This is a genomic window from Bacillota bacterium, assembly GCA_040757085.1.
Lineage (GTDB): Bacteria > Bacillota > Sulfobacillia > JACIYH01 > JACIYH01 > JACIYH01.
The window spans coordinates 258,582-270,588 of sequence record JBFLXJ010000023.1; the positions used below are offsets into that span (position 1 = coordinate 258,582).

Sequence of the window (12,007 nt, forward strand, 5' to 3'; positions counted from 1 at the left end):
TGCTGGACGGAGTTGCTGGTCCGTGCGCGGGAGGCCCTGAGATGGGGCCGGTGAGATGAGATGGACGTCATACTGGTGCTGGATTTCGGGGCGCAGTACGCCCAGTTGATCGCCCGCCGGGTGCGTGAGGCGGGTGTGTTCAGCAAAATCGTGCCGGCCAACTGGCCGGCGTCCCGCATCCTGGGCGAGGGGCCGGCGGGCCTGATCCTGAGCGGCGGGCCGGCCAGCGTGTACGCGGAGGGTGCTCCCCGCCTTGATCCGGAGTTGTTGAGCGCGGGGGTACCGATGCTGGGGATCTGCTACGGCATGCAGCTGCTGGCCTACCTGCTGGGCGGCACGGTCGAGCGCGGGGAAAGGTGCGAGTTCGGGCGGGCCCGGGTGGAGCTGCTGGACGAAGACGACATCCTGGCTGGCCTCGGTCCCGGGCCCCTGGACGTGTGGATGAGCCACGGCGACCTGGTGCGGGAACCCCCGGCCGGGTTCCGGGTTCTGGCCCGTACTCCCAATGCCCCGGTGGTGGCGATGGCCGACACCGACCGGCGGCTGTACGGGGTGCAGTTCCACCCCGAGGTCGTGCACACGCCCCGGGGCAGGGAGGTCCTGGCCAATTTCCTGTTCCGGGTGTGCGGTTGCCGGAGAGGGTGGACGACCTCCTCTTTCATCGACCAGGCGATCGAGCGCGTGAGGGAGCAGGTGGGCGACGGGCGGGCGGTATGTGCCTTATCCGGAGGAGTGGACTCGTCGGTGGCGGCGGCCCTCACCCACCGGGCCATTGGCGACCGCCTCACCTGTGTGTTCGTGGACACCGGTCTCCTGCGGGAAGGGGAGCCGGAGCAGGTGGTGGCCACCTTCCGGGACGTATTCGGCCTGCCCCTGGTCCACGTGAAGGCGGCCGACCGCTTCTTCGCTGCCCTGCGGGGTGTGGTCGACCCCGAGGTGAAGCGCCAGCGGGTCGGGGAACTGTTCGTGCGCATCTTCGAAGAGGAGGCAGCGCGCCTGGGACCGGTCGAGTTCCTGGTCCAGGGGACCGTGTATCCGGACGTGATCGAGAGCGGCACGGCCACGGCCGCCACCATCAAGACCCACCACAACGTGGGGGGACTGCCGGAGCACATGACCTTCAAGCTGGTGGAGCCCCTGCGGGAACTCTTCAAAGACGAGGTGCGGGCGGTAGGGGAAGCCCTGGGGTTGCCGGAAACCCTGGTCTGGCGGCACCCCTTCCCCGGACCGGGCCTGGCCGTGCGCATCGTGGGAAAAGTCACTCCCGAGAAGGTGGCCGTCCTGCGCCGGGCCGATGCCATCGTTATCGAAGAGATCCAGCGGGCCGGCTGGTACCGCCGGCTCTGGCAGGCGTTTGCCGTGTTGACGGACACGCGTTCCGTCGGGGTGAAGGGGGACGCCCGGGCGTACGGCTGGACGGTGGCGGTGCGCGCGGTGGAAAGCGAAGACGCCATGACCGCCGACTGGGCGCGGCTTCCCCACGACGTGCTGGAATCCATCGCTACTCGTATCGTGAATGAACTGCCGGCTGTTAGCCGGGTGGTCTACGACATAACGTCCAAGCCTCCCGCTACCATCGAGTGGGAGTAGCGGTTTCCCCCGGCGCTCGGGGTGTGCGGCGCGTCCGGCGCTGGCCTACCGTGTATCGCCGGGGCGAGGTGAAAGCGGCACCTGCTCCCTGTCGCCTGTCGGCGCGGGCTCGTGCACGGTGAGGGTCATCCAGATAAGGTTGGCCACCAGGAGCAGGCCGGTGAATACGAATATGGTTCGCAATCCGAAAGTGGCCACCACCAGTCCGCCCAGGAGGGGTCCCAGGAAGTTGCCCAGGAAGGTGGCGCTGGAGGTCAGGCCGTAGGCCGTGGCCCGTCGCTCGTGGGGGGCGAGGTGGCCGACGAGGGCGTTGGCCGTGGGCAGGATGCCCCCCAGGAACACGCCCAGTCCAAAGCGCAGGGCGGCCAACTGCCAAACCTCCCGGACCAGGGCCTGGGGGAGCACGAAGAGGGTGGCTCCCGCCGTGGCCAGGGCCAGGGTGGGCTTGCATCCCAGGGCGTCGGCCCGCCTTCCCAGCAGGGGAGCGGCCAGCGAGCTTCCCAGCCCTGCGGCGGCGAATGTCATGCCCGAAAGGGCAGCGGCCCGGTCGGGGTCGCCGGTGAGTTCCAGCACGAAGAGGGAAAGCTGGGGGCCGGCGCTGGAGGTGGCCACCTGGGCCATGAGGAGAACTCCGAACATGGCCAGCAGGCCGGGCACGGCCAGCACCCCGCGCACCTGGCTGCGCAGTGGTTCGGTCTGCGAGCGGGGTGCGGGGGCAAAGCGTTCCCTGGCCAGGGCTGCCACCAGCACGCAGGCGGACAGGGAGAGCGCGCCCGTGACCAGAAACGTGTTGCGGTAGCCTATGGTGGGCGCCAGAATTCCTCCGACGAGGGGCCCGAAAACGATCCCGGCCAGTTGTCCCGCGGAGAGGATGCCCAGGGCGTACCCGAGGTACTGGGGAGGCGTTCCGGCTCCCACCAGGGCCACGGCCGTGGCCCCGAAGCCACTGAACAAGCCCATGAGCAGGCGTACGCCCAGCAGCTCGTAGACGTTACGCACCAGGGCGGCCAGCATGCTGAATACACCCACGGCGGCCGAGGCCCGCAGTACCATCACCTTACGCCCGTAACGGTCGGCCAGGGCGCCCCACAGGGGGGATACCAGGGCCGCCACCAGCATGTTTGACGACTGGATGGCCCCCGCCCAAAGCTCTACCTGGCGCATGTCCCGTATGCCCAGATCCTGGCGGATGAACAGCGCCAGGAAAGGCATGATGAGCTGGATGGCCGCCATCAGGATGAACTGGGCCGCGCACGCCACGTAAAGGTTCCGCCGCCAATAGATGAAGGAGCCCCCCGGATCAGGGCAGGCCCGCAGTTCCCCGTTGCTCATGCTTGATATATTACTTCGTGCAACGAGGTATTCCTTCCGGGCTCCCCGGCGCCGGCTCGGGGCTTCGGAAGTGGTAGCTTCAGGCGATGCCCAGGTAGGCCGCCTTCACCCGCGGGTCGCCGGCCAGTTCGGCGGGCGTCCCACTCATGGCTATCGTCCCCGTCTCCAGCACGTAGCAGTAATCCGCGACCTTCAGCGCCATGTGCGCGTTTTGCTCCACCAGGAGGATGGTTGTGCCCGCCTTCCTTATCTCCTCGATGATGGCGAAGATTTCCTCGACGAGGATGGGGGAAAGGCCCATGGACGGCTCGTCGAGGAGCATGAGGCGGCCGCGGGTCATAAGGGCCCGGGCCACCGCCAGCATCTGCTGCTCACCGCCGGACAGGGTGCCGGCTAACTGACGCTGGCGTTCCTTGAGACGCGGGAAGATGGTGAACACCCGCTCAAAGTCTTGCCGGACTTCCTCCCGGTCGCGACGCAGGAACGTGGCCAGCTTCAGATTCTCGTAAACCGTCAGGTTCCCGAATATGCCCCTGCCTTCGGGGACGTGGGCCACGCCCAGCCCGGTAATGCGTTCCGCGGGCATGCGCACCAGGTTTTGACCGGCGAAGGTGATGCTCCCGCTCGTCACCGGCACGATGCCGGAGATGGCCCGCAGGGTGGTGGACTTGCCCGCGCCATTGGCTCCGATCAGGGTGACGATCTGCCCCGGGAAGACCTGGAAGGAGATGCCCCTCACGGCGCGGATGGCGCCGTAGGAAACATGCAGGTCCTGGACCGAAAGGAGGGGCGCCTGGCCCGCAGGCGCGCCCGCCTGAGGCTGGCCAGCGGTCCAGCCGGGCTGAGCCTGGCCGGGGGCTGAACTGCGGTGATTGGCACTGACCGTACTCACTGGGTTGTCCCCCTCCCCAGGTAGGCTTCCAGCACCCGCGGGTTGCGCTGGATCTCTGCAGGCGGGCCGTGGGCGATGGTCTCGCCGAAGTCGAGTACCTTGATGCGTTCGCAAATCCCCATTACTACCCGCATCTGGTGCTCGATGAGCAGGATGGTCAGGCTGAACTGGCTGCGGATCCACTGGATGAACTCCATAAGGCGCACGATCTCACCGGGGTTCATCCCCGCTGCCGGCTCGTCGAGGAGAAGCAGCCTGGGCCGGCACGCCAGTGCCCGCGCGATCTCCAGGCGCCGCTGTTCCCCGTAAGGCAGAGCCCTGGCGGGCTGCCCCGCATAGCGGTCGAGGTTGAGGAGCCGCAGCAGTTCCAGCGAGCGCTCCCGGATGCGGGCCTCCTCGCCCGCGAAGCCAGGGGTGCGCAGGATGGCGCTGCCCACCCCGTACCGGCACTGTGAATAGTGGGCGATGCGCACGTTGTCAAGTACGGTGAGGTCTCGGAAGAGGCGGATGGTCTGAAAGGTGCGCGCCACCCCCAGAGACGTTATCCGGTGAGAGGGGAGCCCCACCAGGTTCATGCCGTTGAACATGATTTTGCCCCGGGTGGGGACGTACACCCCGGTGATCAGGTTAAACACGGTGGTCTTGCCGGCGCCGTTGGGGCCTATGATCCCCACCAGTTCCCCCGGCTCCAGCTCCAGGTTGAAGTCGTAAACGGCCCGCAGCCCTCCGAAGTAGTGGGTCAGGCCTTCAATCTGCAGCAGAGGCACGGGCCTTCACCTCCTCGCGGGCCAGTTCGCCTGCGGGGATCAGGGGCCGGAACTCTCGCAGTCCCATGATCCCGGTGGGGCGGAAGAGCATGAGTAACACGAGGGTCAGAGGCACCACCACCCAGCGCCACACCCCGAGCGGGCGGAGCAGCTCCAGCACCACGGTAAAGATGGTGGCGCCCAGGACAGACCCGGCAATGCTGCCAATGCCGCCCAGGTAGACCATGACCAGGATTTCCGTGGACTTGGGGAAGAGGGCAAAGCTGCGGGGGTTGATGAACTGCAGGAGGTGGGCAAACAGCCCCCCGGCGATCCCGGCGAAAAAGGCGGCGATGACGAAGGCCAGCACCTTGCATTGCCGGGTGTTGACGGTTACCAGTTCAGCGGCGATTTCGTCTTCCCGTATGGACAGTACGCCCCGACCGTAGTTGCTGTAAACGAAGTTGCGTATGCAGAACAGGGCCGCGATGGTCCAGACGTACACCCAGGCCATGTTGGTCAGCCTGTCCATGCCCATGAACCCGCGCGGTCCGCCCACGGCCTCGATGTTTTCCAGGGCGCTCTTCACGATCATGTTGAACGCCAGCGTTACGATGGCCAGGTAGTCGCCGCGGGTCCGGAAAGACGGGATCGCCACCACCAGCCCGGCCACCGCTGCGGCCAACCCGCCCGCGATGAGGACGAGGGGGAAGATGAACGGACCGTAAGGGCGGGGGAACACCCACACGGTCAGGATAGAAGAAACGTATGCGCCAACGGCCATGAATCCTGCATGTCCGACGGAGAACTCACCCATGTAGCCGTTGACCAGGTTGAGGCTGACGGTAAGGATGATGTTGATGCCCACGTACATGAACACCTGCTGGAGGTAGGGGTTAATCAACCCCAGTTCGGGCAGGAGCAGGGTGACCGGCAAGAGGGCCACCAGGATCCACCAGAACATGCGCGGATGTCTGAGCAGCTTCAGCACGTCCGATACCCCCTTGCCCCCGTCAGACCTTCTTCATGGCCGGTTGCCCCAGGATGCCCGTGGGGCGGAAAACCAGGAACAGGAGCAGCAGGGAGAAGGCCACGAAGTCCCGGTAAGTGGACGAGGGCAGGAAAACGGGGGTGAAGATCTCGATAAAGCCCAGGATGAAGGACCCGATCATGGCACCCCTCACGTTTCCGATGCCCCCCACGACGGCGGCGATAAATGCCCACCATCCGATGCGGATGCCCATGTAAGGATCGATGATGGGGTAAGCCTGCCCGTAAAGGATCCCGCCTGCTCCCGCTACCGCCGCACCGAGGGCGAAGGTGACGGAGATGATGCGGTTCACGGGCACGCCCAGCAGAGGGGCCACCGTGCGGTCATATGAAACCGCCCGCATGGCCATGCCGGTCATGGTCTTCATGACGGTGGTGTCGAGCAATACCATGAGCACGACGGATACCAGGATGATTACGACCTGCACGGCGGAAACCGTGACCCCGCCCACGTTGAAGTTGATCATGGGGACGAGAGGCGGCATGTGGCGGGGTTCCGGCCCCAGGGTGGCCAAGGTGAAGTTCTCCAGGAAGATTCCCACGCCCAGGGCGGTGATGACGGCCGAGACGCGCGGGGCGTTGCGGAGGGGGCGGTAGGCCACGCGCTCGATGATCACCGCCAGCAGGGCCGTGAGCATCATGGCCAGCAGCATACCTAAGACGAAGGTGGTGGTGGGTGCCAGGTGGCCCCAGGTCAGAAAGAAAGTGGTCGCGAAAAAGCTAATGTAGCAAGCCACCATGAAGATGTCGCCGTGGGCAAAGTTGATCAGTCTCAAGACCCCGTACACCATGGTGTAGCCAAGACATATAAGGGCGTACACGCTCCCCAACTGGAGGGCGTTGAGGACCTGCTGGATGATGTGAGTCATGCCCACCTCTCCCCGGCCGGGTTTGCAGACGGGATGGGGGGCAGCCGGAGTGGCTGCCCCCCTCTACCCTGACCTACGGACTGGCGGTTTCGTAGTACTTGAACTGACCGCCCTGGATCTGCAGGATCACCGCGCTCTTGATGGGATCGCCGGTGCCCTTGAACTGCATCTGGCCGGTGACGCCTTTATACTCCTTGATGCTGGCCAGCGCATCCCGGAGTGCCTCGCGGTCTACCTTACCGGCGGCCTTGAGAGCCTGGAAAAGAAGCCCGAAGGAATCGTAGGTCAAGGCGGCTACGTCGTCCGGCGTGCTGCCGTACTTGCTCTTGTACGCGTTGATGAACTTCTGGGCCTCGGGGGTGGCGATGTCCGGGGCATAGTGAGTGCTGAAGAAATGGCCCTCCATTGCCTCGCCGCCGAGTTTGATCAGGTCGGTGCTGCCCCAGCTATCGCTGCCCAGGAACTTGCCCGTGTACCCGAGCTTGAGGGCCTGTTGAACCTGTAGCGGTACCTCACTGTAATAGTTGGGCAGGAACAGGACATCAGGCCCGGCGGCTTTGATCTTGGTAAGCTGGGCGCTGAAGTCCTTGTCGCCGGTGGTGTAGGTCTCGAAGGCCACCACGGTCCCGCCCTCTGCCTCGAAGGTGCGCTTGAATACCTCGGCGATACCCTTGTTGTACTCGCTGGCCACGTCGTACAGCACGGCTGCCTTTTTCGCACCCAGGGTCTTGAGCGCGAACTTGGCGCATACCACGCCCTGGAAGTCATCGATGAAGCAGGCCCGGAATACGTACTTCTTGTCCTGAGTGGTCTTGGGGTTGGTGGACCAGGGGCTGATCATGGGAACCTTGGCACCTTCCGCGACGGTTGCCGCCGGTATGGCGTTCCGGCTCGCGTTGGGGCCGATCATGGCCAGCACCTGATTCTGGTTGATCAGTTTTTGCGCCGCGGCCGCCGCCGATTCCGCTTTATCCTCGTTGTCTTCTATGATCAGGGTGATCTTATACTTCTTGCCCCCTACCTCAAGTCCGCCTGCAGCATTGACCTCGTCCACGGCCATCAGAGCAGCGTTCTTGCACGACTGCCCCACCACGGGGATGGAACCGGTGAGTTCGGCGTTGAGTCCAATCTTGATCTCGGCCTCTTTCTGTGCGCACCCCGAAACGCTCATGCCCACGAGAGCTGCGGCGAGGAAGACGACGAGTGCCAGCCTTCTGCGCATCACATCCTCCCTCCTTTTAGGGCGAACGTTCGTCCTGGCATCGGGCTCCCACGCTCATACCTGCAGGCGGCCACCTCCCTTCGCCGGATTCCGTGCCGACCCGCCGTCGGTTTTACCTGGCACAAGCCTCTCTTTCTGTTTGCTTGGCCGGCACGAGTTGGGCGTGCTTGAAACGTAAGACTACGGCAGGCAAATGCACTGCATATTATTCCAGGCGAGCAACCCAAAGTCCTTCTTATGGGTGATGACACTGGCGGCGAATGGTCAGAAGCCTTGACGCTGCCAGTTGGCTGGGATATCATTTTCGGTGGACAAGCAGATCAGGCGGGGGAAAGTGCGCCTAGGGTTCCGCACCCGTATGGAGGTGGCAGTGACCGAGCGGCGCAGGCGCAGCAGGGATGACCCCGAAGAAGCCGTGCGGGGCGGGTCAGGGGTGTCATCCCGGGAGCGCTACACCACGGGACAAAAGCCCAGGTGGGTAGGTTTCTTGCCGCGGAGACCTATCCCCTGGGCAAGCTGTTTAGGGGTGAGGTAAGGGTGGACGAGCGCGGGCCAACGCGGGCGCCGGGTGGTCGGCCGGAGGACAATCGAGGGGCGGAGGGGCCGCTGGTGGCCATTGTGGTGGGGAGCGATTCCGACCTTCCCCTCATGAAAGAAGCGTACGACTTGCTGGGGAGTTGGGGGATCGGCTGCCGGGTGCTGGTGGCATCGGCCCACCGCACGCCCGATGCCGTTGCCTCCTTCGCCCGTAGCGCCGGGGAGCGGGGGGTGGATGTGATCATCGCCTGTGCCGGGATGGCTGCCCACCTGCCGGGGGTGATCGCTGCCCACACCACGGTGCCGGTGATAGGAGTGCCGCGAGCGGTGGGCAGCCTGGGAGGGCTGGACGCGCTCCTGTCCGTGGTGCAGATGCCGCCCGGTGTGCCCGTAGCCTGTGTGGGCCTGGACGCCGCCCGGAACGCGGCGTTGCTGGCGGCCGCCATCTTGGCCGTCAAGTACGAGGATCTCCGGGAAAGGCTGCAGCGCTTCCGCCAGGAGCAGGCAGAGGCCGTCAGGGAGAAGAACGCCCGTGTGGCCGAGCTGGGCATGGCCGGGCCATGATGGGGACAGGAGCCGGGGTGGCGGGGAGGGAGGGATGAAGGCGTGATCGAGCGCTACACCCGCCCGGTGATGGGGCGGCTCTGGTCCGACGAGAACCGCTACCGCAAGTGGCTTCAGATCGAGGTGGCAGCCTGCGACGCCTGGGCCTCCCTGGGCGTCATCCCCCCGGACGCTGCCCGCCGCATCCGGGAGCGGGCTGCCTTCTCGGTGGAGCGCGTGCGCGAACTGGAGCACCGGGTTGAGCACGAAGTAATTGCCTTCGTATCGGCAGTAGCGGAGACGGTGGGGGAAGACGGCCGTTACCTCCACTACGGGCTCACCTCCTCGGACGTGATGGACACAGCCCTCTCCTGCCTCATGGTAGAGGCGCTCGACCTGATCGCGGAGGGTGTCTCCCGGTTGGCCGGGGTGGTGCGAGAGAAGGCCCTGCAGTACCGCAATACCGTGATCATGGGACGCACCCACGGGGTGCACGCGGAGCCGACTACCTTCGGCCTCAAGCTGGCCCTGTGGTGGGCGGAGCTGGGCCGGCACCGGGAGCGCCTGGCGGAGGCGCGGCGGCAGGTGGCGGTGGGGAAGCTATCGGGGGCGGTGGGGAACTTCGCCCACCTGGATCCCCGCGTGGAGGAGTACGTCTGCCGGCACCTGGGGCTGGAGCCCGCCCCCATCTCCAGCCAGGTGCTGAGTCGGGATCGCCATGCCCACTACCTGTGCACTCTCGCCAACCTGGCCGCTTCCATCGAGAAGTTCGCCCTGGAAATCAGGGGTCTTGCCCGCAGCGAGGTGCGCGAGGTGGAGGAACCCTTCCGTGAGGGGCAGAAGGGGTCGTCCGCCATGCCCCACAAGCGGAATCCCATCCTGTCCGAGCGCATGTGCGGGCTGGCCCGGCTGGTCCGCTCGTACGCCATGGCCGCCCTGGAAAACGTGGCCCTGTGGCACGAGCGCGACATTTCCCACTCGTCCGTGGAAAGGGTGATCATCCCGGATGCCACCACGGTAGTGGACTATATGCTGCACACCTTCACCCGGGTGGTGGAGGGCATGCGGGTCTACCCCGAGCGGATGGAGGCCAACGTCTATGCCGGAGGCGGTCTGGCTTTTTCCGAGCGCGTTCTGCTGGCCCTGGTGGACCGGGGCATGAGCCGCGAGGATGCCTATCAGGTGGTGCAGGAACTGGCTCACCGGGCGCTGGACACGGGAGCATCTTTCCGGGATCTGGTGGAGACCGACCCGCGGGTGGGCAAGGTGCTGGATGCGGGCGCGGTGGCCCGGTGTTTCGACCTGAGTCCGTTCCTGGCCCGGGTGGAGTACATCTTCGGTCGTCTGGGCCTCCTTCCGGGCGACCCGGTGGCAGCTTCCGGGGCAGAGGCGGGTGCGGGCCGGGCCGGTGACCATGCGCGCAGTGGAGGTGGAGGGGCGTGAAGCTGCGGGAAATTTACCGGGGTAAGGCCAAGGTAGTGTGGGCCACCGACGACCCGGAACGGGTGGTGATGGAATTCACGGATGCGGCCACCGCCTTCGACGGGGCCAAGCGTGGTGTGATCGGTGGCAAGGGGCGGTTCAACGCCACCATGTCCACCATCCTCTTTCGCTATCTGGAGCAGGAGGGGATCGCCACCCACTTCATCGACCAGGTTAGCGACAACGAGTTGCTCTGCCGGCGGCTTGAGATCGTCCCCCTGGAAGTGGTGGTGCGCAACCGGGCGGCCGGCGGGATTTCCCGCCGCCTGGGGATCGAAGAAGGAACCCCGCTGGCCAGGCCGGTGCTGGAGTTTTCGTACAAAAGCGACGCCCTGGGGGACCCCATGGTGAACGAAGACCATGCCCTCGCCCTGGGCCTGGCCACCCCGCGGGAACTGGAGGAGTTGAGGGAGATGGCCCTGGCCACCAACGCCCTCCTGCGTCGATTCCTGGGGGCGAGGGGCCTGGAACTGGTGGACTTCAAGCTGGAGTTCGGCCGTGACACCGCCGGGCGTCTTGTTCTGGGCGATGAGATATCCCCCGATACCTGCCGGCTGTGGGACGTCGGCACCGGCGAAAAGCTGGACAAGGACCGCTTCCGGCGCGACCTGGGCCGGGTCGAGGAGGCTTACGAGGAGGTCCTGCGCCGCGTCCAGGGTGAGCCCCGCCCGCCGGCGGGTGCTCCCGCGGAGCAGGTTTTCCGGGGAGTGATGAGGGTCACCTTGAAGGAGGGGGTACTGGATCCCCAGGGGCGTACCATCGCGGGAGCCCTGCACTCGCTGGGTTATCCGGGCGTGGAAGAGGTCAGGGTGGGCAAGCTCATCGAGATCAGGCTCAGGGGGGCCGATCACGCCCACGTGCGGCAGCAACTGGCCGAGATGGGCAAGCGGCTGCTGGCCAACCCGGTGCTGGAAGACTTCCGCTTCGCCGTCGAGCCAGCCGAACAGGGCGGTGAGCCGGGACATGGTGGCTGGGCGGGCGATCCGCACGGGGGCTCTCCGACCCGTGCGGGGGGCGGGGGGCTGGAGCGGTGAGGTTCGGCGTGGTGGTGTTCCCGGGGTCCAACTGCGACGCCGACTGCTACCACGCCATCGGAGTGGGTACCGGCGCCCGGGTGGAGTACGTCTGGCACCGGGACACGAGGGTGGCCGGCTACGACTGCCTGGTACTGCCGGGTGGCTTCTCCTACGGGGACTACCTGCGGACGGGGGCCATAGCGAGGTTTTCGCCCGTGATGGCCGAGATAGCCCGCTTCGCCGCCGATGGCGGGCTGGTGCTGGGGATATGCAATGGATTTCAGATCCTGCAAGAGGCCGGCCTGCTCCCGGGAGCCATGTGCAAGAACGAGGGGCTCACCTTCCGCTGCCAGTGGACGTGGCTGCGGGTGGAGGACAATACCACCCCGTTCACGTTGCTGTGCGAAAAAGGTCAGGTCCTGCGCATCCCCATTGCCCACTACGAAGGCAACTTTTACGCCCCTCCGCGAGAACTGGAAGAGATCGAGAGAGAGGGCCGGGTGGTGATGCGCTACAGTACGCCCGCCGGGGAGGTAGTGCCGGAGGCCAATCCCAACGGCTCGGTGGGGAACATCGCGGCCCTGCGTAACCCGGCCGGGAACGTGCTGGGCATGATGCCCCACCCCGAGCGGGCTGCGGAAGCGGTCCTGGGGAGTGAGGATGGGAAGCTCATCTTCCGGTCGGTGGTGGAGTACCTGCGTCGCCGCTAGGCGGCTTCTGTGGTGGGA

At 65.9% G+C, this 12,007-nt stretch carries 11 protein-coding genes; 5 read left to right on the forward strand and 6 right to left on the reverse strand.

What is annotated here, in order from left to right:
• Window positions 1–60 precede the first annotated feature (60 nt).
• Window positions 61–1,590 (forward strand): glutamine-hydrolyzing GMP synthase, encoded by a 1,530-nt coding sequence (guaA, locus tag AB1446_08885; protein ID MEW6547018.1) that lies wholly within the window; start codon window positions 61–63, stop codon window positions 1,588–1,590.
• Between the two features lie 45 nt (window positions 1,591–1,635).
• Here the strand turns inward: guaA and AB1446_08890 are convergent, their stop codons facing one another.
• The 6 genes from AB1446_08890 to AB1446_08915 all read right to left on the reverse strand — a co-directional run bounded on the left by AB1446_08890 (window position 1,636) and on the right by AB1446_08915 (window position 7,701).
• Window positions 1,636–2,922: an MFS transporter gene (locus AB1446_08890; protein ID MEW6547019.1), complete on the reverse strand. Its 1,287-nt coding sequence runs from the start codon at window positions 2,920–2,922 to the stop codon at window positions 1,636–1,638.
• A gap of 79 nt (window positions 2,923–3,001) precedes the next feature.
• Entirely contained in the window at window positions 3,002–3,691 is a 690-nt protein-coding gene (locus AB1446_08895) for an ABC transporter ATP-binding protein (GenBank protein ID MEW6547020.1), read from the reverse strand.
• A 119-nt stretch (window positions 3,692–3,810) separates the two neighbouring features.
• Entirely contained in the window at window positions 3,811–4,581 is a 771-nt protein-coding gene (locus tag AB1446_08900) for an ABC transporter ATP-binding protein (GenBank protein MEW6547021.1), read from the reverse strand.
• Window positions 4,562–5,524, reverse strand: a complete 963-nt coding sequence (locus tag AB1446_08905) for a branched-chain amino acid ABC transporter permease (protein MEW6547022.1) — start codon at window positions 5,522–5,524, stop codon at window positions 4,562–4,564. Before AB1446_08905 ends, AB1446_08900 begins: the two co-directional genes overlap by 20 nt.
• Window positions 5,525–5,573: 49 nt before the next feature.
• The gene (locus tag AB1446_08910) at window positions 5,574–6,479 is read right to left on the reverse strand and encodes a branched-chain amino acid ABC transporter permease (protein ID MEW6547023.1); all 906 of its coding nucleotides are present in this window, start codon (window positions 6,477–6,479) and stop codon (window positions 5,574–5,576) included.
• Between the two features lie 73 nt (window positions 6,480–6,552).
• Window positions 6,553–7,701 carry an ABC transporter substrate-binding protein gene (locus AB1446_08915; GenBank protein ID MEW6547024.1) on the reverse strand — a complete coding sequence of 383 codons (1,149 nt, stop codon included), beginning with the start codon at window positions 7,699–7,701 and terminating at the stop codon, window positions 6,553–6,555.
• 609 nt (window positions 7,702–8,310) lie between these two features.
• On the opposite strand from AB1446_08915, the gene purE reads away from it, so the two are divergent.
• The 4 genes from purE to purQ are packed head-to-tail and all read left to right on the forward strand — an operon-like array spanning window position 8,311 to window position 11,989.
• Window positions 8,311–8,802: a 5-(carboxyamino)imidazole ribonucleotide mutase gene (gene purE, locus AB1446_08920; protein MEW6547025.1), complete on the forward strand. Its 492-nt coding sequence runs from the start codon at window positions 8,311–8,313 to the stop codon at window positions 8,800–8,802.
• Between the two features lie 42 nt (window positions 8,803–8,844).
• Window positions 8,845–10,224 carry an adenylosuccinate lyase gene (gene purB, locus AB1446_08925; GenBank protein ID MEW6547026.1) on the forward strand — a complete coding sequence of 460 codons (1,380 nt, stop codon included), beginning with the start codon at window positions 8,845–8,847 and terminating at the stop codon, window positions 10,222–10,224.
• Window positions 10,221–11,297 carry a phosphoribosylaminoimidazolesuccinocarboxamide synthase gene (purC, locus tag AB1446_08930; GenBank protein ID MEW6547027.1) on the forward strand — a complete coding sequence of 359 codons (1,077 nt, stop codon included), beginning with the start codon at window positions 10,221–10,223 and terminating at the stop codon, window positions 11,295–11,297. Before purB ends, purC begins: the two co-directional genes overlap by 4 nt.
• Complete coding sequence (gene purQ, locus AB1446_08935; protein ID MEW6547028.1) at window positions 11,294–11,989, forward strand: phosphoribosylformylglycinamidine synthase subunit PurQ; 696 nt, start codon at window positions 11,294–11,296, stop codon at window positions 11,987–11,989. The genes purC and purQ overlap by 4 nt, the downstream gene beginning before the upstream one ends.
• Window positions 11,990–12,007 lie beyond the last annotated feature (18 nt).